The sequence below is a fragment of the Streptomyces sp. HNM0574 genome, assembly GCF_012726235.1.
Lineage (GTDB): Bacteria > Actinomycetota > Actinomycetes > Streptomycetales > Streptomycetaceae > Streptomyces.
This window is the reverse complement of record NZ_JAASAH010000001.1, coordinates 241,386-262,528: the sequence shown is the minus strand read 5'-3', so window position 1 is coordinate 262,528 and position 21,143 is coordinate 241,386. Positions and strand designations below refer to the sequence as shown.

Below are 21,143 nucleotides of genomic sequence, written 5' to 3'. Positions count from 1 at the left end.
CCGCAGCCGCAGGAGAACGGAAACCGCTCACCATGTACGACACGACCCGGCCCGCACTCGTGGTCATCGCCCACGGCAGCCGCGACCCCCGGCACGCCGCGACCGTCGCCGCGCTCTGCGCGCGGGTGCGGGCGATGCACCGCGGGCTCCGGGTCGAGGTCGGCCATCTGGACTTCCACACCGAGACCGTGCCGCGCGTGCTGCGCCGGCTGTACCGCGAGGGCGTACGCGAAGTCGTCGCGCTCCCGCTGCTGTTGACGCGCGCCTTCCACGCCAAGTCGGACATCCCGTCCGTGCTGCGTGAGGTGACGGACGCGCTGCCCGGTCTCACCATCCGTCAGGCCCCCGTCCTCGGGCCGCATCCGCTGCTCGTCTCGGCGCTGGAGCGGCGCCTGCGCGAGGCCGGGGTGCGGCCGGGCACGGAGCCGTCCACCGGCGTCGTGCTGGCCTCGGCGGGATCCTCAGACCCGGAGGCGATCGCAGTCATCGCTGAAACCGCGCGGGAGTGGCGGCGCACAGCTGATTGGTGCACCGTGCGACCTGCTTTCGCCTCCGCTTCCCTTCCCCGCACGGCCGACGCGGTACGCGCACTGCGCGCGGACGGCGTCGGCCGTGTGGTGGTCGCTCCGTACGTCATCGCGCCCGGTTTCCTGCCCGACCGCATCGCCGCGGGTGCGCGGGAGGCGGGCGCCGACGTCCTGGCCCCCGTGCTCGGCGACTGCCCCCAACTCGCCGCTCTGCTCGCGCTGCGCTACACGCAGACCCTTGCGACGACACCGCTGCGGCAGCCGGCCGCCGCGGGGGCGCTCAGCGCCTGAGCCGGGGCGCGCGCCCGGGGTCAGTGCCCCGGTTCGGTGGGACGCTTGGCGCGTTCGGCGGCGAGGGCGGTGAGCAGTTCGCCGACGGTGTGCTCCACGGCGCTCTTGCCGAGGCCGAGACCGGACAACGTGCCCTGCCCGTCCTCCAGTTCGAGGAGGGCGAGCAGGATGTGCTCGGTGCCGACGTACTGGTGGCCCAGCCGCAGCGCCTCGCGGAAGGTGAGCTCCAGCGCCTTCTTCGCCCCCGCGTCGAACGGGATCAGCTCGGGGACGGGCTCGCCCGAGGGTGCGGGGAGCCGCTCGGTGGCGGCTTCCCGGACGGCGTCCGGGGTGAGGCTTCGGGCGGTGAGCGCCCGGAACGCCAGGGACCCGGGTTCGGAGAGCAGCCCGAGGAGCAGGTGCTCCGGGGAGATCTCCCGGCCGCCCGCCGCGCCGGCCTCGTTCTGCGCCGCGACGACGACGTTCCGCGCCCGGTCGGTGAAGCGGCCGAAGCCCTGCGAGGGGTCCGGTCCGGACGGCTCGTCCTTGGGGACGAAGCGCTTCTGCGCCGCCTGTTTGGTGACGCCCAGGCTGCGCCCGATCTCCGTCCAGGAGGCGCCGGACCTGCGGGCCTGGTCGACGAAGTGGCCGATGAGGTGGTCGGCGACCTCACCGAGGTGGTCGGCCGCGACGACCGCCCCGGAGAGCTGGTCGAGGGTGGTGTCGTGGGACGCCCTGATGGCCGCGATCAGGTCGTCGAGCCGTACGGGATGCGTGAGTCGGGTCGGATTCCGCGTCGAGTCATCCATGCGTCAACCGTAGGTTGACCCCCTCGTGACGTCAACCGTCGGTTGACGTCCGGTCATCGGAGGGAGCGCCACAGACCGGACGCGCTGTCCGCGAACCGGACCCAGGCGCGGGGGTTGTCCGGGTCCGGCTCCAGCTCCGGTGTGAGGTACCGGATGCGGTCGGGGTCGAGCCCGCGCAGTTTCCAGGCCAGCGCGACCAGGGCCGAGGGGCTGCCCAGCTCCTCGTCGGTCACCACGGCCCTGCCGGTGGCGTCCATCAGCTCCGTCAGCCGGTCCGGCCGGGTCAGTACGGCGCTGCTCCGGGCCGCGCGGGCGAAGCCGGAGAAGAACTCCTGCTGCCGCTCGATCCGCCGGAGGTCGCTCTGGTCCTTTCCGACGTGCCGCAGGCGCAGGAAGGCCACCGCCTGCCTGCCGTCCAGCCGGCGCTTCCCCGGCTCCAGATCGACCCCGTAACCGGGCGCTATCCCGTCGGGCACGTCCACCTCGACGCCGCCCACGGCGTCGGTCAGCGCCGCCATCCCCCGGAATTCGAGCACCGCGAAATGGTCCACGGGCAGGCCCGTGACGTGCTCCACCGTGGCCACGGTGCAGGCCGGACCCCCGTACGCGAAGGCGTAGTTGAACGGTTCGTGGGCCGATCCGGGCACCGTCCTCCCCTCCGCCGTCCGGCAGCGCGGGCGGTCCACCACCGTGTCGCGGGGGATGCTGACCGCGGTGGCCCGCTTCCGGCCGGCCGCGACGTGCAGCAGGACGGTGGTGTCGGAGCGGGCGCCGTCGTCCGCGCCTCCCGCGTACGCGCCGTTGCCGTCGCCGCGGGTGTCGCTGCCCATGAGCAGGATGTTCACCGAGCCGTCGCCGTCCCGGTGCGAAGGGCGGTCGCCCAGCAGCCCGTTGACGTCGACGGTGCGCAGCCCCGCACCGAGCTTCCAGTACGCCAGTCCGCCCGCGAGCACCATGAGGGCCAGTGCCACGGCTCCGGCGGTCCGCAGCGTACGGCGGCGGGGCCTGCGGCGCGGACGCGCGTGCCTGCTGCGTCCGCGCCCGTCCCGTGTCCCGTGACCTGGTTCGCGTGCGCGCATCGGCACCTCCGGAGCGAGTGGGGCGGTGAGGTGCCCCACGCTGGAGACCGAGGCTGAGAAGAACCTGAGACGGCGCGGGCGGCGCCGGGGCGGCTCAGACGGCGGACGGGATACGGAGGGTGAAGTGGGCGCCGCCCGCGGGGTGGTTGGCCGCGGTGAGGGTGGCGCCGTGCGAGAGGGCGATCTGCCGGGCCATCGCGAGGCCGAGGCCGGAGCCGGGCAGGGCGCGCGCCGAACGGGACCGGTAGAAGCGGTCGAACAGGTGCGGCAGGTCCTCGTCCGCGATGCCGGGACCGTGGTCCCGGACCGTCAGCTCGATCCAGTCGCCCGGCTCCTCGGACACGGCGACCTCGACGGCGCCGCCGTCCGGGCTGAACTTGGCCGCGTTGTCGAGCAGGTTGCCGATCAGCCGCTCCAGCCGGGCCGGCAACCCGCTGACGACGGCGGCCTCCACCGGCCCACTGGCTGAGCCACTCACCGGCCCAGTGGCTGAACCACTTCCGTCCGCGGGTGTGTGCAGGTGGAAGGTGACGTCCGGCCAGTGCCGTTCGGCCGTCCGTACGCAGTGGGCGGTGAGCGGCACCAGGGGGACGTCCTCCAGCAGCGCGGCCGGTTCTTCGCCCCGTGCCAGGTCGACCAGATCGCGCACCAGGCCGGTCATCTCCGTCAGTTCGCGGTCCAGCGCGTCCAGCGCGCGGTCGCGTTGCGCCTCGCTGATCCGGTCGGCGCGGGCGAGGACGGCGATGTTGGTGCGCAGGCTCGTCAGCGGGGTGCGCAGCTCGTGCGAGGCGTCCGCGACGAGCCGCCGCTGCGCGGTCACCGAGGCGTCCAGTTCGGCCAGCATGGTGTTGAACGAGGCCGCCAGCCGGGCGAGTTCGTCGGCGCCGGTGACCTCGATGGGCGTGCTCGCGTCCCGCGTCGCGGCGATCCGCTCGGCGGTCGCCGTCAGCCGCCCCACCGGCCGCAGCCCGTGCCGCGCGATGGCCCAGCCCAGCAGCCCGGCCAGCAGCACACCGCCCACGCTGACGACGAGGAGCACCGCGCCCACCCGGAGCAGCGCCCGGTCCGCCGGATCGGAGCGCAGCCCGATCTGCACCGCGCGGTCGTGCGGGATCGGCGCGGTCAGCAGCCGTACGGGGCGGCCGAACAGGGTGATGTCCCGGTAGTACGCGCCGCGCCGGCCGCTCGCGACCTGCCGGGCGCCCTCGTCCACGGGGAGGGTTTCGTCGCCCTCGGTGACCACGTCCCCGTCGGCGTCGACGGCCTGGATGCACGCCGGCCCGCCCGCGTACCGGCAGGAGCCGGACGGCCACCACGCCTCCGGATCCTTCGCCTGCGCCCGCACCCGGGCCGCCTCCGAGGCGAGGTTGCGGTCCAGCTGCCGCCCCAGTTCGTGCCGCACGGCGAGGAACGCGGCGAGGCTGGTGAGAACGACGACGAGCGCCACGGCGGCGGACGTCACCACCGCGAGGCGGGTCCGCAGCGCCACCCGCCGCCCGCGCTCCCCGCTCACGCCCGCTCCACGGCGTCCAGCCGGTAGCCCACGCCCCGCACCGTGTGGATCAGCCGCGGCTCTCCCCCGGCCTCCAGCTTGCGGCGCAGGTAACCGATGTACACCTCCAGGGAGTTGGCGGCCGGGCCGAAGTCCCAGCCCCACACGTGATCCATGATCACGTCCCTCGGGACGACGTTCCCGGCGTTCCGCATGAGCAGATCGAGGACGGCGTACTCGGTGCGCGTGAAGTCCATCTGCCGTCCCGCACGCCGCCCGCTGCGCGTCTCGGCGCGCAGGGACAGGTCGCCGACGGTGAGTTCGGCCGGGGGTTCCGGGTAGGCGCGGCGGACCAGGGCCCGCAGCCGGGCCAGGAGTTCGGCCACGTCGAAGGGCTTGCTCAGGTAGTCGTCGGCCCCGGCGTCGAGGCCGTCCACCCGGTCGCCGGCCCGGTCCCGCGCGGTCACCACGAGGATCGGGATGCGGTCGCCGAGGGCGCGCAGCCTGCGGCAGACGGCGAGTCCGTCCAGCCGGGGCATCAGCAGGTCGAGGAGGACCGCGTCCGGGCCCCAGTTGCCCACCGTCTGGAGGGCCTCCGCGCCGTCGTACGCCAGGTGCACGCGGTAGCCCTCGGTCTCCAGGGCCGCTCCGATGGCCTCCGCGACCTCGGGGTCGTCGTCGACGACGAGCACCTTGTGCCCCTCGCCGGGCGGAGGCGAGAACGGGGAGGGCTGGGCTGGCGGGTTCGGGTGCGGACTGTGAGTCATGCGCCGGCTTTCTTCCGGGCCGCCGGGGCGGCGCCCGCGGACGGGCGGGTGGGCGGAGGATCTGCACCTTAGACGACCCCCTCCGGGGTCTCAGGTTCCTCTCAGGCTGCACGGTCACCGTCCTGTGGCATGGCTGCACACACCGCGAACACCGGATGCCGGGGCCCCGCCGCGCACACGCCGCGCGCCCTGTCCGCACCCGGGCCCTCGCCCCGGAAAGCTCCGGCACTGTCCGTCGTCATCGGCGCGGGCGGCACCGGAGGACACATCTATCCCGGCATCGCCGTGGCCGAGGCACTGCGCCGCGCGGTGCCGGACTGCCGCGTGGCGTTCATCGGGACCGAGCGCGGACTGGAGACCGAACTCGTGCCCGGCGCCGGATTCCCGCTGCACACGGTCGACATGATCCCCTTCGACCGGTCGCTCGGGGTACGGCGCTTCGGGCTCCCCGCCGACCTGCTGCGCGCCGGTGCGCAGGCCCGCGGCGTCCTCCGCCGCACCGGCGCACAGGTGGTGATCGGGATGGGCGGCTATCCGTCCGCGCCCGCCGTGCTGGGGGCCCGGATGGGGCGCGTGCCCTGCCTGGTGCACGAGTCGAACGCCGTGCCGGGCCGCGCCAACCGCTTCGCCGCCCGGCTGACCGACCATGTGGCGCTCGCCTTCGACGAGGCGGGCCACGAGCTCCCCGGCGGCCGGGACCGCAGGGTCGTCGGCATGCCGCTGGTGGAGTCGGTGGCGCGGCTGGACCGTGCGGAGCTGCGCGCCCGGGCCCGCGCCCGGTTCGGGCTGCCGGGCGACTGCCGGCTGGTGCTGGTGAACGGCGGCAGCCTGGGCGCCACCCGCCTCACGGACGCCGCCGTCGGCCTGGCCGCGCGGTGGCGGGGCCGCGAGGACGTCCGGCTGCTGATCAAGACCGGCCCGGAGCGGCACCCGGACGTCGTCGCCGAACTCGCCCGCAACGGCGGCGAGAAGACCGCCACCGCCGTGCCGTACCTGGACCGCATGGACCTGGCGTACGCGGCCGCCGACGTGGCCGTGTGCCGGGCCGGCGCCTCGACTGTCGCGGAGCTGACGCACCTCGGCCTGCCCTCCGTCCTCGTGCCCTACCCGCACGCGCCCGGCGACCACCAGACCCGCAACGCCGGTGCGCTCGCCGCGTCCGGCGCCGCGCTGCTCCTCCCGGACGGGGAGACGGACGCGGCGGGTCTGGAGGCGGCGCTCGGCCCGCTCCTCGCGGACCCGGCGCGGCTGCGCACGATGGCGCGCCTCGCCCGCCGCGACGACCACGCGCGCGCCGCGGAGTCCGTCGCCGCCTGGGCCGTCGACCTGGCCACGGGACGCACCGGAACGCCCACGCGGCCCCGGTGCTCCCGGACCGCCCCCACCCCCGACAGCACAAGGAGTCACGCATGAACGGCCACTGGAAGAACCGGAAGGTTCTCGTCACCGGAGCCGAGGGCTTCATCGGCAGCGCACTCGTCGACCTGCTCGTCGGGCGCGGTGCACGCGTCCGCGCCCTGTCGCACTACAAGCCGTACGCGGAACGCGGCTTTCTGGCCCACCATCTGGAGAGCGGCACGGTGGAGGCCGTCACGGGCGACGTGCGGGACGCGGGCGTGGTAGACGAGGCCGTCGCGGGCTGCGACACGGTGTTCCATCTGGCGGCGCTGATCGGCATCCCGTACAGCTACCGCGCCCCCGAGTCGTACGTGGCGACGAACGTGGTCGGGACGCACCATGTGGCCGCCGCCTGCCGGCGGCACGCCGTCGGCCGGCTGGTGCACACCTCCACCAGCGAGGTGTACGGCACCGCGCGCACCGCGCCCATCTCCGAGTCGCACCCGCTCCAGCCGCAGTCGCCGTACTCGGCCTCCAAGATCGGCGCGGACATGATGGCGCTGTCGTACTGGCACGCCTTCGAGCTGCCGGTGACGGTCGTGCGCCCGTTCAACACCTACGGTCCGCGCCAGTCCGCACGCGCCGTCATCCCCGCGATCCTGCGCCAACTGCACGCGGGCGCCGAGGAGATACGGCTCGGCTCGACGTCCCCCACCCGGGACTTCACCTACGTCACGGACACCGCGGCCGGGTTCCTCGCGCTGGCCGAGGCCCCCGCCGCGGTGGGCCGTACCGTCAACCTCGGCACCGGTGAGGAGATCTCCATCGGCGACCTGGCCGCCCTCCTGACCGAGATCACCGGGAGCGCCGCGCGGATCGTCACCGACACCTCCAGGCTGCGGCCCGCCGGCAGCGAGGTGGAGCGGCTGCTCTCGGACAACGGGCTCGCGCGTGAACTCTCCGGCTGGCGGCCGGAGATGTCCCTCCGGGACGGCCTGACGGAGACCTCGCGCTGGATCGCCGAGCACGTCACCGGGCGCCCGGCCGCCCAGCGGTACCAGGTCTGACCGACCGGCGGCAGCGAAACGGCTCGGCCCGTCACCGGAGTCTTCGGTGACGGGCCGAGCCGTGTGCCGTGGGGACGTCGGGCGGACAGGCGGGGCGGGGACAGTCCCCGGGGCTCACTCGGCCGTCCTCGGCACGTACTTGTAGCCGACGCGGCGGACGGTGACGATGCTGTCGCGGTGTCCGGGCCCCAGCTTGCGCCGCAGCCGGGCGATGTGGACGTCCACGGTGCGCCCGTCGCCGATGTGGCTGTAGCCCCAGAGCGTGGCGACGAGATGGTCCCGCGTGTGCACGCGCTGCGGGTGGGCGACGAAGTGGGCCAGCAGCTCGAACTCCAGGTAGGTCAGGTCCAGTTGCGCACCGTCCACCTCGGCGGTGTGCCGCACGGGGTCGACCCGCAGGCCGCCCGGCGGCCCGGCCGGATCGGGTACCGGACCGGCGTCGGTGGTCACGGCGGCGGGACGCCCTGCCGGGGCGGCGGGGCCCTCGCCGGGCTGGAGCAGCGGGCGGACCTCGGCGCGCAGGCCCTGGGTGGCGAGGAGTTCGGCGGGATCGGTGCCCTCCGGCACCAGGACGACATAGCCGACCAGCGGCGCGGGCGAGGACGGCGCGGCGTCACCGTCCGGCCGTCCCTGCGCGGGGGCCTGGGCGGAGCGGACGCCGGGGACGACGCTGAGGTGGCGGCCGTCGGCTGCGGGAAGTGCGGACATGGGGGACTCTCCTCGGGGTTGTGGGACGTGGGATGCGGGGCGGGAACGGGCGCGGCGGTGGTGCGTGTGGGGGCCGCCGCGCCCGTGGTGCACGGGCCGGCCCGGCTCAGGCGGCGGCGGGCGCGGGCGTGTAGTGGGACGCCGCGTCGCCCTCCACGATGCGGCTGCGCCCGCCGTCGACGCCGACGGGCACGTCACCGGCGACGGTCACCCGGTGCAGGCGGCGCGGCAGGTCGCCGTAGTCGTCGGGCGCGTAGTGCTGGGTGCTGCGGTTGTCGAAGAGCACCAGGTCGCCGGGCTCCCAGCTCCACCGCACGATGTTCTCGGGGCGGGTGACGTACGCCTGGAGGATGCGCAGCACGTCCCGGGACTCCTCGGCGCCCAGCCCCACGATCCGCTGCGCGAACCCGCCGATGAACAGGCCCCGTTCACCGCTCTCCGGGTGCACGCGGACCACCGGGTGGGCGGTCTCCCACTTCCTGGAGGTGAACACCCTGCGGTGCTCGGCGGCGGCCTCCGTCTTCGGCTCCGCGTAGTCGTGCGTATTGGTGTGGACGGCCCACAGCCGGTCCGCGAACTCCCGCAGCGGCTCGGGCAGGTCGGCGTAGGCGGCCGCCGTGTTGGCGATGAGCGTGTCGCCCCCGTACGGCGGGACGACGAGGCCGCGCAGGGTGCTCGCCTTGGGCGGGGTCCGCACGAAGGTGACGTCGGTGTGCCAGCGGTTGGCCCGGATGCCCTCGCCGCCGTCCACGGGCAGGATCTGCGGCTGTCCCTCCACGGAGGGGACGGTGGGGTGGGCCGCTGTCAGTTCGCCGAAGAGGGAGGCGAACCGCAGCTGGTCCTCGTCCCGGAGGTGCCGGCCGCGGAAGAAGAGCGCCTTGTGCTCCAGCAGGGCGGTGTTCAGTTCGGCGACGAGGGCGGTGTCCAGTTCGGCGGACAGGTCGACGCCGAGGATCTCGGCACCGATCCGGCCACCGACACGGCGGACGTCGAAGGCGGTACTGGTCATGACGTGTTCCTCTCGGGAGGTGCGGGAGGTACGGACAGTGGGGCGTCAGCCCCGTGCCTCGGGGCGGCCGGCGGTGAACCGGCGTTCCAGGGCCACGAGGAGCTGGTTGAAGGCGAGTCCGACGGCGGAGATGGTGACGATCCCGGCGTACATCTGCGGGATGGCGAAGTTGAACTGCGAGTTGTTGATCAGGAAGCCCAACCCGGCCTTGGAGCCCACCATTTCGGCCGCGACGAGCACCAGGACGGCCGAGGAGCCCGCCAGCCGGATGCCCGTGAAGACCGTGGGCACCGAGGCCGGCAGGATCACCTTCTGGAACAGCCGCAGCGGCGGCAGGTCCATGGAGGCCGCCAGCCTGAGCAGCGTCGGATCGACGCTCCGCACGGCACTGATGGTGTTCAGCAGGACGGGCCAGGTGCAGGCGAAGAGCACGATGGACACCTTCGACGTCTCACCGATGCCGAGCAGCAGCACGAACACCGGGAGCAGCGCCAGCGCCGCCGTGTTCCGGAAGATCTCCAGCACGGGCGAGAGCAGGTCGGCCGCGCGCCGGTACCAGCCGATCAGCAGCCCGAGCGGGACGGCGAGGAGCACGGCGAGCACGAAACCGGTGAGCGACCGGCCGAGGCTGGCGCCGGTGTCCTCCAGCAGCTGCCCGTCGAGGAGGAGTTCCCACCAGGCGACGGCCACCTCGGACACCGGCGGCAGGAACGTACGGTCCACCAGCGCGAGCCTCGGTGCCAGCTCCCACACGGCGAGCAGCACGAGCACCGCGGCGGACCGCGTGAGCCCGGCCCGCAGCACGCCGGACAGACCGGCGAACAGCGGGGTGGCAGGAAGGGTGGGCCGTTCCGCTCCGGGGAGAGGAGCGGTGGCGGCGCGCGGGGGACGAGGAGGGTCAACGGCGGTGCGGGGAGCGTCGGTTCGGCTCCGGGTGGTGGCGGTCATCGGGTTTCCGGCTCCCTCTCCTGGCGGTGCGCGGTGGCGATCTCGTCGTGCAGCAGCTCCCACACCCGGTGCCGCTGACGTGCGAACTCCGCGCTGGAGCGCACGTCCCCGCCGTCCGTCCGGCTGCCCAGGCCGACGGTGACGACGTCCTTGAGGCGCCCCGGGCGGGAGGTGAGGACGGCGACGCGCTGACCGAGGAGCACCGCCTCGTCGATGCCGTGCGTGATGAAGACGACGGTCTTTCCGGTGCGCTCCCAGATGCGCAGCAGCTCCTCCTGGAGCGACTCGCGGGTCTGCGCGTCCAGCGCCGCGAACGGCTCGTCCATGAGCAGCACTTCGGGGTCGTAGGCGAGGCTCCGGGCGATGGCGACCCGCTGCCGCATACCGCCGGACAGCTCGTGCGGGTGCCGGTCCTCGAAGCCGGACAGTCCGACCAGCTCCAGCACGTCCATGGCACGTTCGGTACGTTCCGCACGCGGGACGCCGGTGGCCTCCAGGCCGAACTCGACGTTGCCCAGGGCGGTGCGCCACGGCAGCAGCGCGTACTGCTGGAAGACGATGCCCCGGTCGAGTCCGGGCCCGGTGACCGGCCGGCCGTCGAGCAGGATGCGGCCCGAGGTGGGGGTGCTGAGCCCGCCGAGGAGGTCGAGCAGGGTGGACTTCCCGCAGCCGCTCGGCCCGACGACGACGGTGAACTCGCCCGCCGGGATGTCCAGATCGATGTCCGTGAGCGCCGTCACCCGCGACGGTTTCCGCCCCTCCGCGCCGCCGTGCCCCGCCCGTCCGCGCCTCAGCAGCCGCCGCAGGCCCGGTGCTCCGGACGCCGCGGAGGGCGGTGGAAAGGTCTTGCCGACGCCCTCCAGCCGGATTCCGGTGCGCTCTCTCGCCTCTGTCGTCGCTGTCATGCGGCTCGGCTCCCTGCCCGGTAGCGGTTGTAGGCGTTGGTGTAGATGTCCCGGACGGAGAACCGGTCACGGTTGATGTCGCCGCGTTCCGCGAGCCAGTCGGCCCAGACGGTGAGCTCTTTCTCCGCGATACGGCCGCCGGTGCCGGCGACGCCGTAGGAGAGGAAGTAGCGCAGCGGGTCGGCGTCCTCGTTCCGCTTGCGGCGCCGGACCACGCGCACCATCCGGTCGATCACCTCCTCGCGGGGTCTCGCGCGCGCCCATTCCAGGGCCCGTGCCACGCCGGTGACGAAGGTGCGGGAGGTCTCCGGGTTGAGCTCCAGGAAGCGGTCGGCCATGACGTAGGTGCCGGCGCTGAAGCTGCCCAGCATGTCGTGATCGTTGAAGAGTTCGCGGACGCCGCCGCGCTCCAGCAGCTTGTCCCGGGTGATGTCGCTGAGTGCGGCGACATCGATCTGCCCCTTCCTGAGGGACTGTTCGATGTTCACCGGCGGCACCGCGACCTGCTGGACCTGATCGATCTGCGACGGTTCCAGACCGTGTCTGCGCAGATAGGTGTCCAGCATCGCCTGGGAGTGGCCGCCCAGGGTGTTCATGGCGACCTTCTTGCCGATCAGGTCGCGCGGCTCCCGTACGGCGGAGTCCTCCCGTACGTAGAAGCCGGTGTAGCGCTCCTCGTCGGTGCCGTAGTAGCTGATGACGGCCTTCACGGGGGCCTTGGCCGCGGCCATCCGCACGACGGCCCCGTTGAAGGCCCCGCCGAAGTCGACCTCCCCGGTGGCGGCCGACTGGATGTCCTGGGGGCCGCTGGTGGTGTTGCCGACCCACTGGAGGGTGACGCCGCCCAGGTAGCCCAGGTCCTCGGCGAGTTCGGCCGGTGTGACGACTCCGGCCCAGCCCTGGTACCGGAGGGTGGAGGTGGGCCTGGGGCCGCCGCCCAGGGCGGAGCCGCAGCCGGCCGTACCGGCCGCGGCGCCGAGCAGGACGAGGAAATCTCGTCGGGAAGTGCTGCGCACGGGAATGCTCCGTGGGTATGCGGAATCGCGCCCGGGCAGCCGCGGAGAACGCTCGGCACGTCACTGGACGGAGCGTCGGAAATGCGGACGGGAACGGCGCGGAGAAATCCGGGAATTGACGGGAAACGGCAGGGGAAACCGGGGTGCCGCGTTCATCGGGAGAACGGCGGCACCCGGAGGGGAAAGCCGGTGCCCACGCCCGCTCGTCAGCCGCTGAACGGCCGGAATGCTGCGGGTGGAGTCAGGAGCGGTGAGAAATCAGCCGGTGACGGCGCGCGGGCACGACTCAGTGGCCGGCGGCACAGATGGCGCTGGCGTGCTGTCGCAGATCGACATGCAGTCGCACAACAAGATTCGCAGACTGATTCACACGGACGAGCATGCCAGCAAATGCCGTACGGCGTCAACGCGTTCACGATTCCGTCCCGCGCACCGGACACGAATTCCCCGGCGGATCAGTGGCCGGTCCGGCCCCGTCCCGCGCGGTGATGCGGGTGCCGGCCCGCTTCTCTGGTGGATACTCGCAGCACCGAATTTCCGGCCCCGTGTCGAGGAGTGATTCCGTGACCTCCGTCAACGAGCACCTCACCGACCGCTATCCGACGCGCGGATCGTCCGAGGTGGTGATGCCCCGCACCGACCCGGTGGTGTGGTCGGAACCCGGCGCTCCGGGCCCCGTCGGCGCCGCGGACCTGGCCCGCTACGAGCGCGAGGGCTTCCTCTGCGTCGACGCGCTGCTCACACCCGCGGAAGTGACGGACTGCCGCCGGGAGTTGGCCCGGCTCGCCGCCGATCCGGGGCTGCGGGCCGACGGCCGCGCCGTCGTCGAACCGGAGTCGGACGCCGTGAAGAGCATCTTCGAGCCGCACAAGGTCAGCGCCGTCTTCGACGACCTGGTGCGGGACCCGCGCGTGGTGGACCGCGCACGGCAGGTGCTGGGCTCCGAGGTCTACCTCCACCAGTTCCGGGTCAACATGAAGCCCGGGTTCGGCGCCTCCGGCTGGTACTGGCACTCCGACTTCGAGACCTGGCACGCCGAGGACGGGCTCCCCGCGCCCCGGACGCTGTCCCTCTCCCTCGCGCTGACGGACAACGAGGACACCAACGGCAGCCTCATGATCATGCCGGGCTCGCACAAGACCTTCCTGGGCTGCGCGGGCGCGACCCCCGAGGACAACTACAAGACCTCGCTCCAGAACCAGGGCGCGGGACTGCCCTCCGACGCGGCGGTGGCCCGCTTCGCCGGGGAGCAGGGCATCCGGCTCTGCACGGGCGCCGCTGGCTCTGCCGTCATGTTCGACTCCAACTGCATGCACGGCAGCAGCGACAACATCACGCCCTTCCCCCGGTGCAACGCCTTCATCGTCTTCAACAGCGTGCACAACACGACGGTGGAGCCCTTCGCCGCACCCGCCCGTCGCCCCGAGTACCTCGGCTCCCGCGACTTCACCCCCGTGCGATGAACGGCGCGTGGGACGGCACCGCCCCGGCCGGTGCCGTCCCACGCACCCGGAGGACGCTCCGGAACGGACGGACGCCCGGCGGCGCCACGCGCGGTCAGCTGGTGAGCTCGATCAGCCGTCGGACGGTGCGCCAGTTGCGGCCGGTCATCAGCGTCCCGGGCAGCGCGGCGGCGAGCGCGTCGGGGAGCTTGCTGCGTCCCATTCCGTCGGGGAAGTGGCAGTAGACCGCCCGGTCGACGAGACGGAACTCCTCCGGCGCGTGGGCCTCCCGGTCCACTCCGTCCAACGCGCCCGGTTCCGGGGCCTGTTCGAGGAACATGACGAGCACCTTGGCCGGATCCAGCTCGTCGGCGGGGATCGGGCAGGCCGCGGCCACGGCGCGCAGCTCCGCGGCGGTGAGCACCAGGCACCTGACCTCGAAGCCGAAGTGCGCGGCGAGCGTGCGTTCCAGTAACGGGCCGGGGTCGCCGTCGTCCGTGATGAAGACCGCGTTGCCGCTCTGGAGGTACGTGCGCACGCCCGTCCAGCCGAGCCCCGTGAGCAGCTGTCTCAGCTCGGCCATCGGAACCTTCTTGCTGCCGCCGACATTGATGCCACGCAGCAGTGCCACATATGTCGTCATACGAGGCAGCTTAGAAGAGCGACGGCCGTTGCGGACGGGGCCGTTCGGGGCGGGACGGACACCTCGGGGGGTCGAATTCCGGCCGGAACCGCGCGGGGACACCACCGGCGGCGCGGAGCGCGGGGGCGCACCGCAAGGTCGCACAGCGCACGGGGACACATCCGTCACCCCCGTACGAGGTCAGGACACCGGGCGGGAGTCCGTCCAGGCGGCCTCGAACTCCTCGCGGTACGTGCCGAAGAGGCCGTGCACGCCCTCGTCCTGCGGCTTGTCGCGGTCCTCGCGCCGCTGGACGAGATCGCGTCCGCCGCCCCGCAGCACGAGCACCGGCGCCTCCATCCCGCGCACCCGGCGCAGATAGGACTGGACGACGGCGAGCCCGTCCGGGCCGTCCCCGTCGACCATGTACGCGGTGAAGCGCGGCGTCTCGTCGAAGACCTGTATCTCGAACGCGCCCGGATCGCGCAGCCTGGCCCGCACCCGCCGCATGTGCAGGATGTTCGTCTCGACGGTGCGGCTCAACTCGCCCTTTTTGATGCCCAGTTCGCGCTCGCGCCTGCGCATCGCGCTGCTCGCCGGGTTGAGGAACAGCAGCCGGACGCGGCAGCCCGACTCGGCGAGCCTGAGCAGCCTGCGGCCCGAGTAGTTCTGCACCAGCAGGTTGAGCCCTATGCCGATCGCGTCGAGCCGGCGGGCGCCGCCGAAGAGGTCCTCGGCCGGCAGCCTCCGCTGGAGCCGCACCCGGTCCGCGTGGACGCCGACGACGTCCGCGAACCGGTCGCCGACCAGCTCCTCGACCGCGTCGACGGGCAGCCGGTGCGCGGAGCGCCGGCCCTCCCCCGAGGCGCCGAGCAGCTCCAGCAGCCGGGCGCACATCCGCTCCGCCTGGGCGAGCACCGTCTCGGACAGCGCGCGGTTCCTGGCGACGGCGCTGCGCGCCACCTCCAGTTCGTCCAGGGCGAGTTCGAGCTCCCGCCGGTCCTCGAAGTACGGCTCGAAACAGGGCCAGTGCTGCACCATCAGCTCGCGCAGCTGCGGCAGCGTCAGGAAGGAGAGGACGGTGTCGTCGGCGGGGTCGAGGAGATAGCCCTTGCGCCTGCTCACCTCGCGTACGGCGACGGCGCGCTGCACCCATTCCTGCCCGGTGGGTCCGGCGGCGGCGATGACCCACTCGTCGCCGTGCACGGGCTCGTATATGGGGCGGAGTACGGCGGAGACGACGGCGCGGAGCCGCTGTTCGACCAGATTGAGCCAGATATAGGCGCGTCCCGCACGCTGTGCCCTGGTGCGCACCTCCGCCCAGGCGTCCGCGCCCCAGTCGAGATCCGCGCCGATCTCCATGGGGCGCGCCAGGGACACCGTCCCCGACGGTACCTCGGCGCCCTCGTCGTCACCGCTCTCACCTGGGGGGAGTTCAAGCCCTCCCGCGCCCACCTGTGCACCGCCTTCCGGACCCCTGTGTTCGATCAAGGAAGACTACTGCGGCGCCGGTTCGCGCGCACCCGGAACCCCTATCAACTTCCCGCTCTCGTACGTCCGTACGGGGGAAGTTGGCCCCGGGGTCCGGCCGCTTCACGGCCGCTGCGCAAGGATGCACCGGGGCAGCACATCCGAGGTGACCGCGACAGGAAGAGACGACCGCATGCAGGTCTGGCCGGGACGGGCGTACCCCCTGGGCGCCACCTACGACGGCGCCGGCACGAACTTCGCCGTGTTCTCCGAAGCCGCCGACCGCATCGAGCTGTGCCTGCTCCAGGACGACGGTTCGGAAGCCGCCGTGGAACTGCGCGAGTCGGACGGTTTCGTGCGGCACGCGTACCTGCCGGGCGTCATGCCGGGACAGCGGTACGGGTTCCGGGTGCACGGCCCGTACGCGCCGCAGGAGGGGAAGCGCTGCAACAGCGCGAAGCTGCTGCTGGACCCGTACGCGAAGGCGATGAGCGGCAGCATCGACTGGAACGAGGCCGTCTACGGCTACCACTTCGGCTCCCCGGAGCGGCGCAACGACCTCGACTCCGCGCCGCACACCATGGCTTCGGTCGTGGTCAACCCCTACTTCGACTGGGGCGACGACCGGCTGCCGCGCACCGAGTACCACCGGACGGTGCTGTACGAGGCGCACGTGAAGGGCCTCACCATGCTGCACCCGCAGCTTCCGGAGGAGCTGCGGGGCACGTACGCGGCGCTGGCCCACCCGGCGGTCATCGAGCATCTGACCGAACTGGGCGTCACCGCACTGGAGTTGATGCCGGTGCACCAGTCCGTCACGGACAACCGGCTGGCCGACGCGGGACTGTCGAACTACTGGGGCTACAACACCATCGGCTACTTCGCGCCGCACAACGCCTACGCGTCCTGGGGCGACCGCGGGCAGCAGGTGCTGGAGTTCAAGCAGGCCGTGCGGGCGCTGCACAAGGCGGGCATCGAGGTCATCCTCGACGTGGTCTACAACCACACGGCAGAAGGCAACCACCTGGGTCCCACGCTCTCCTTCCGGGGTCTCGACAACTCCTCGTACTACCGGCTGACGGACGATCCGCGCTACTACATGGACACGACCGGCACCGGTAATTCACTGCTGATGCGCAGCCCGCACGTGCTTCAGCTGATCATGGACTCGCTGCGCTACTGGGTCACCGAGATGCACGTGGACGGCTTCCGCTTCGACCTCGCGGCCACACTGGCGCGCCAGTTCCACGAGGTGGACCGGCTGTCGTCCTTCTTCGACCTGGTGCAGCAGGACCCGGTGGTGAGCCAGGTGAAGCTGATCGCCGAGCCCTGGGACGTGGGCGAGGGCGGCTACCAGGTGGGCAACTTCCCGCCGCTGTGGACGGAGTGGAACGGCCGCTACCGCGACACCGTCCGCGACATGTGGCGGGGCGAACCGCGCACCCTGGCCGAGTTCGCCTCCCGGCTGACGGGCTCCTCGGACCTCTACCAGGACGACGGCCGCCGCCCGCTGGCGTCCGTCAACTTCGTCACCTGCCACGACGGGTTCACCCTGCACGACCTCGTCTCCTACGACCAGAAGCACAACGAGGCCAACGGCGAGGGCAACCGGGACGGGGAGAACCACAACCGGTCCTGGAACTGCGGCGCCGAGGGCGCGACGGACGATCCTGCGGTGCTGCGGCTGCGGCGGCGTCAGATGCGGAACTTCGTCGCCACGCTGATGCTGTCGCAGGGCGTCCCGATGCTCAGCCACGGCGACGAGTTCGCGCGCACCCAGCACGGCAACAACAACGCGTACTGCCAGGACAGCGAACTCACCTGGGTGCACTGGCCGGAAACCGGCGCCGGTACCGACGCCCGCGCGGACGAGCAGATGTGCGCGTTCGTCCGGGAGATGGTGTGGCTGCGGCGGGACCACCCGGTGTTCCGGCGGCGGCGCTTCTTCCACGGGCGTCCGGTGGAGGGCACCCGCGACGAGCTGTCGGACATCGGCTGGTTCACCCACGAGGGCGAGGTCATGACCCAGCAGGACTGGCAGGCCGCGCACGCCAAGTCGCTGACGGTCTTCCTGAACGGCAGCGCCATCTCCGAACCGGGGCCGCACGGCGAGCGGATCACCGACGACTCGTTCCTGCTGCTGTTCAACGCCCACCACGCGCCCCTGGACTTCGTCGCGCCCGTCGACCACGGCACGCAGTGGCACGTCGTCCTCGACACCGCCCAGGAGGGCCCGCCGTCCGCCGTCGAGCCGTGCAAGGTCGGCGCGGGCGACCGGATCACCCTCGCCGACCGCAGCCTGGTCGTCCTCCGCCGGCCGCTGTGAGGCGGCGCCCGGCTCCGCCGGCGCTCTCGCCGGGCCGCTTCCCCGGGCGGGACGTCACGGCCGGCTCCGGCGCCCCGTCAACTTCGGGCCGCCCGCTCACCGGGACGGCGGGCACTTGGACCTGAGCGGCCGAACGCGACGGGCACGGCGGCCGGACGCGGGTACACAGCCCGCATGACGCCCACGCCGCCACCCGTCCCCCCACGCCCCCGCACGCCGCGGTCGACCTACCGGCTCCAGCTGCGGCCCGACTTCCCGTTCGCCGCCGCCGAGGAGGCGCTGCCCCACATCGCCGCCCTCGGCGTCTCCCATCTGCATCTCTCCCCCGTCCTCACCTCCGTCCCCGGCTCACCGCACGGGTACGACGTCACCGACCACTCCTCCGTCCGCGCGGAACTCGGCGGGGAGGACGGGCTGCGGGCGCTGGCCGCCGCCGCGCACGCGCGCGGTCTCGGGCTCGTCCTCGACATCGTCCCGAACCACATGGCCGTCCCCGCCGACACCCGGCTCAACCACCAGCTGTGGGAAGTGCTGCGCGAGGGGCCCCAGTCGCGGTACGCGCACTGGTTCGACGTCGACTGGGCGGCACAGGACGGCAGGCTGCTGCTCCCCGTCCTCGCCGGGCCGGTGCACGAGGAACTGCCCCGGCTGCGCACCGGGGACGGAACGCTGCACTACGGCGACCGGACGTTCCCCCTGCGCCCCGGCACCGGGGGCCTGCCGCTGCCCGAACTGCTGGCGGCACAGCACTACCGGCTCGCCTGGTGGCGACTGGCCAGGACAGAGGTCAACTACCGCCGCTTCTTCACTGTTCACGAGCTGATCGGCGTACGGGTGGAGGAGCCGGACGTCTTCGACGCGGTGCACGGAAAGGTGCTCCACCTGCTGCACGAGGGCGTGCTCGACGGGCTCCGGATCGACCATCCGGACGGGCTCGCGGACCCGGGCGGCTACGTACGGCGCCTGCACAAGGCGACCGACGGACGGTGGACCGTCCTGGAGAAGATCCTCGGACGGCACGAGACGCTCCCGGCCGGCTGGCCCGTCGCCGGAACCACCGGCTACGACACGCTGCACCGCGTCGACGGCCTGTTCACCGACCCGGTCGGCCACGCCGGACTGACGGCCGTCTACCAGCACGCCACCCGGGCCGAGCCGCTCAGCGGCGGCGAGTGGGAGCCGACCGAGCGGCACGCCGCCGCGCAGGTCGCCGCGCACGACCTGGCCGCCGAGACCGCCCGGCTGGCCCGCGCGGCGGCCGCCTGCTGCGCCGCGGCTCCCGAACTCGCCCTGCGCGACCACACGTACGCGGCACTGCACACCGCGCTGCACCGCGTCCTCGTGCGGCTCCCCGTGTACCGCCCGTACGTCGTGCCCGGTGCGCCGGTGGACGAAGCGGACCGGGCGCTGCTGGAGTCGGCGGCGGAGGGCGCGCGGGCGGACTGCGGGGCGCCGGACGAGGCCGCCGCGGTGGACGTCGTGCTCGGGCTGGCGCTGGGCCGCTTCGGCGAGGGGCCGCACCGGGACGACTTCGCGCGGCGCTTCGGGCAGGTGTCCTCGGCGCTGCGCGCCAAGGCCGTCGAGGACCGGGCGTTCTACCGCTGGGCGCCGCTGCTGTCGGCCTGCGAGGTCGGCGGCTCGCCGGGCGAACCCGCCGTCTCCCCGGCGGAGTTCCACGCGCACTGTCTCCACGTCGCCCGCGACCACCCGGCCACGGGAACGGTGCTCTCCACCCACGACACCAAGCGCAGCGCGGACGTCCGGGCCGCGCTCATGGTGCTCAGCGAGTGCCCGGAGCGCTGGGCCGGGATCGTCGCCGGGGTACGGGCGGCGGACGGTGGCTCAGTGGACGATCCACCGGACCGGCACACCGAATGGGCCGCCCTCCAGACGGCCTTCGCCCTGCACGCCGTGGACGAACCCGGCCCCCCGGACCCCGCGCGCTGGAAGGACGCACTGCTCAAGTCCGTGCGGGAGGCGGGCCTGCGCACCACCTGGACCGAACCCGACATGGCGTACGAGGAGGCCGTCGCCCACTACGCGGAGACCGTCGCCCGCCGCGCCGCCCCGGGGCAGGACGACCCCACGGCGCGGGCTCTCGCCGGCGCCGCCCGCCAACTGGCGCCCCACGTCCGGGCGAACGTGCTCGGCCAGACCCTGCTGCACCTGACCGTGCCCGGCGTACCGGACGTCTACCAGGGGACCGAGCGGCTGTACGCGGCGCTGGTCGACCCGGACAACCGGCGCCCCGTCGCCTTCGGCGCACCGGCACGTCCCGGACTGGACAGCGAGAAGCTGGGGCTGACCCGGACGGCGCTCGGGCTGCGCCGCGCCCACCCCGAGTGGTTCACGGAGCACGCCACGTACGAGCCGCTGACCGCGGAGGGCGAGGCGGCCGGGCACTGCGTGGCCTTCGTCCGGGGCGGCCGCGCGATCACCGCGGTGACCCGGCTGGGTCTGCGGCTGCGCGAGGCGGGCGGCTGGGGCCGGACGGAACTGCGGCTGCCGGAGGGCAGTTGGCACGACCTGCTCTCCCGCCGGACCGTCGAGGGCGGCCGCTGCCCGCTGTCCGGACTGCTGACCGAGGACGCGCCGGTGGCACTGCTCGTCCGCGCCTGAGAGCGGCCCGCGTCAGGCGCGGGGCGGGGGCTCGGCCGGTGGCCCCGGCGGCTGCGGCGGCGCCCCGGGAGGGGGGTCGGGGCGGTGCGGGTGCCGGAGGGGCGGGGTCGCGCCGCCGGTGTACGGGCCGGGGCCGTGCGCGGGGGACAGCGCGCCGGGCGGCTGTCCTCCGCGCTGCCGCGGCAGCGCGAGCCGGAACGCGACCTGGCCGAAACGTACTTGGTCACCGGGCCGGACGGAGACCGAGCCGGTGAGCCGGCTCCCGTTGACCCACGTCCCGTTGCTCGACCCCAGGTCGCGCAGGCTCCAGTCGCCGCGCGAGGTGGTGCGGAGCTGGGCGTGCGTCCGCGAGACCGTGAAGTGGGTGAGCCGCAGCATCGACCCCGGTGCGCGGCCGATGGACAGCGGCTGGGGCTGGAGCGGCAGCAGCAGTTCCGGCAGCCGCTCGGCCTGCCAGGCGCGGCGCAGCGTCCGGGGGAAGGCGGCCAGCCGGCCGACGAAACCGGTGAGCCGGCCGCCGCGCGGCCTGCGCCCGGGCAGATCGCGCAGCACGGCCTCCAGATCGTCCTGCCACTGCGCGTGCAGGACGGCGTCCGTGCGCCGGACGAACGTGTCCTGGGATATGCGCCCTTGAACGGCGCCCTCCCGTAGCACCTCCAGAGCACGCTCCCGTTCCGCGTCGGAGACCCGCGGCGGATTCGGGCCGGACTCAAGCGATGTCATGAGCAG

The 21,143-nt window shown here is 73.3% G+C and carries 18 protein-coding genes; 6 read left to right on the top strand and 12 right to left on the bottom strand.

Annotated features, from left to right (window positions below; all coding sequences use genetic code 11):
- The first annotated feature begins 32 nt into the window (after window positions 1-32).
- Window positions 33-818 (top strand): sirohydrochlorin chelatase, encoded by a 786-nt coding sequence (locus tag HCC30_RS01045; RefSeq protein ID WP_169440022.1) that lies wholly within the window; start codon window positions 33-35, stop codon window positions 816-818.
- Between the two features lie 20 nt (window positions 819-838).
- On the opposite strand, the gene HCC30_RS01040 is transcribed toward HCC30_RS01045, so the two are convergent.
- From HCC30_RS01040 to HCC30_RS01025, 4 genes are all read right to left on the bottom strand, one after another.
- A complete protein-coding gene (locus tag HCC30_RS01040) occupies window positions 839-1,606 on the bottom strand; it encodes an ATP-dependent Clp protease ATP-binding subunit (RefSeq protein WP_169440021.1) in 768 nt (255 codons plus the stop codon).
- A gap of 53 nt (window positions 1,607-1,659) precedes the next feature.
- Window positions 1,660-2,577, bottom strand: a complete 918-nt coding sequence (locus HCC30_RS01035) for an LCP family protein (protein WP_169440020.1) — start codon at window positions 2,575-2,577, stop codon at window positions 1,660-1,662.
- A 202-nt stretch (window positions 2,578-2,779) separates the two neighbouring features.
- The gene (locus tag HCC30_RS01030; protein ID WP_169440019.1) at window positions 2,780-4,198 is read right to left on the bottom strand and encodes a HAMP domain-containing sensor histidine kinase; all 1,419 of its coding nucleotides are present in this window, start codon (window positions 4,196-4,198) and stop codon (window positions 2,780-2,782) included.
- Window positions 4,195-4,944, bottom strand: a complete 750-nt coding sequence (locus tag HCC30_RS01025) for a response regulator transcription factor (protein ID WP_169440018.1) — start codon at window positions 4,942-4,944, stop codon at window positions 4,195-4,197. Before HCC30_RS01025 ends, HCC30_RS01030 begins: the two co-directional genes overlap by 4 nt.
- Window positions 4,945-5,073: 129 nt before the next feature.
- On the opposite strand from HCC30_RS01025, the gene murG reads away from it, so the two are divergent.
- Entirely contained in the window at window positions 5,074-6,357 is a 1,284-nt protein-coding gene (murG, locus tag HCC30_RS01020; RefSeq protein ID WP_169440017.1) for an undecaprenyldiphospho-muramoylpentapeptide beta-N-acetylglucosaminyltransferase, read from the top strand.
- Complete coding sequence (locus tag HCC30_RS01015; protein WP_169440016.1) at window positions 6,354-7,349, top strand: SDR family NAD(P)-dependent oxidoreductase; 996 nt, start codon at window positions 6,354-6,356, stop codon at window positions 7,347-7,349. The genes murG and HCC30_RS01015 overlap by 4 nt, the downstream gene beginning before the upstream one ends.
- A 114-nt stretch (window positions 7,350-7,463) precedes the next feature.
- Here the strand turns inward: HCC30_RS01015 and HCC30_RS01010 are convergent, their stop codons facing one another.
- The 5 genes from HCC30_RS01010 to HCC30_RS00990 all read right to left on the bottom strand — a co-directional run bounded on the left by HCC30_RS01010 (window position 7,464) and on the right by HCC30_RS00990 (window position 11,935).
- The gene (locus HCC30_RS01010) at window positions 7,464-8,057 is read right to left on the bottom strand and encodes a winged helix-turn-helix domain-containing protein (RefSeq protein ID WP_169440015.1); all 594 of its coding nucleotides are present in this window, start codon (window positions 8,055-8,057) and stop codon (window positions 7,464-7,466) included.
- Between the two features lie 106 nt (window positions 8,058-8,163).
- Window positions 8,164-9,066, bottom strand: coding sequence for a TauD/TfdA family dioxygenase (locus HCC30_RS01005; protein ID WP_169440014.1), 903 nt, complete (start codon window positions 9,064-9,066; stop codon window positions 8,164-8,166).
- Window positions 9,067-9,111: 45 nt separating this feature from the next.
- Window positions 9,112-10,014 carry an ABC transporter permease gene (locus HCC30_RS01000; protein WP_169440013.1) on the bottom strand — a complete coding sequence of 301 codons (903 nt, stop codon included), beginning with the start codon at window positions 10,012-10,014 and terminating at the stop codon, window positions 9,112-9,114.
- The gene (locus HCC30_RS00995) at window positions 10,011-10,919 is read right to left on the bottom strand and encodes an ABC transporter ATP-binding protein (RefSeq protein WP_169440012.1); all 909 of its coding nucleotides are present in this window, start codon (window positions 10,917-10,919) and stop codon (window positions 10,011-10,013) included. The genes HCC30_RS01000 and HCC30_RS00995 overlap by 4 nt, the downstream gene beginning before the upstream one ends.
- A complete protein-coding gene (locus tag HCC30_RS00990) occupies window positions 10,916-11,935 on the bottom strand; it encodes an ABC transporter substrate-binding protein (RefSeq protein WP_346776444.1) in 1,020 nt (339 codons plus the stop codon). The genes HCC30_RS00995 and HCC30_RS00990 overlap by 4 nt, the downstream gene beginning before the upstream one ends.
- 563 nt (window positions 11,936-12,498) lie before the next feature.
- Here HCC30_RS00990 and thpD point away from each other — a divergent pair.
- A complete protein-coding gene (thpD, locus tag HCC30_RS00980) occupies window positions 12,499-13,398 on the top strand; it encodes an ectoine hydroxylase (RefSeq protein ID WP_346776443.1) in 900 nt (299 codons plus the stop codon).
- 94 nt (window positions 13,399-13,492) lie between these two features.
- Here thpD and HCC30_RS00975 read toward each other — a convergent pair whose 3' ends face one another.
- Window positions 13,493-14,020 carry a DUF1697 domain-containing protein gene (locus tag HCC30_RS00975; protein WP_169440010.1) on the bottom strand — a complete coding sequence of 176 codons (528 nt, stop codon included), beginning with the start codon at window positions 14,018-14,020 and terminating at the stop codon, window positions 13,493-13,495.
- Between the two features lie 180 nt (window positions 14,021-14,200).
- The gene (locus HCC30_RS00970) at window positions 14,201-15,454 is read right to left on the bottom strand and encodes an SAV2148 family HEPN domain-containing protein (RefSeq protein WP_169440009.1); all 1,254 of its coding nucleotides are present in this window, start codon (window positions 15,452-15,454) and stop codon (window positions 14,201-14,203) included.
- Window positions 15,455-15,662: 208 nt separating this feature from the next.
- Between HCC30_RS00970 and glgX the strand changes: the two genes are divergently transcribed.
- Both glgX and treY read left to right on the top strand, forming a co-directional pair.
- Entirely contained in the window at window positions 15,663-17,795 is a 2,133-nt protein-coding gene (gene glgX / locus HCC30_RS00965; protein WP_169440008.1) for a glycogen debranching protein GlgX, read from the top strand.
- A 174-nt stretch (window positions 17,796-17,969) separates the two neighbouring features.
- Window positions 17,970-20,414, top strand: coding sequence for a malto-oligosyltrehalose synthase (treY, locus tag HCC30_RS00960; RefSeq protein WP_169440007.1), 2,445 nt, complete (start codon window positions 17,970-17,972; stop codon window positions 20,412-20,414).
- A gap of 12 nt (window positions 20,415-20,426) precedes the next feature.
- On the opposite strand, the gene HCC30_RS00955 is transcribed toward treY, so the two are convergent.
- Complete coding sequence (locus HCC30_RS00955) at window positions 20,427-21,137, bottom strand: DUF1707 and FHA domain-containing protein (protein WP_169440006.1); 711 nt, start codon at window positions 21,135-21,137, stop codon at window positions 20,427-20,429.
- Window positions 21,138-21,143 lie beyond the last annotated feature (6 nt).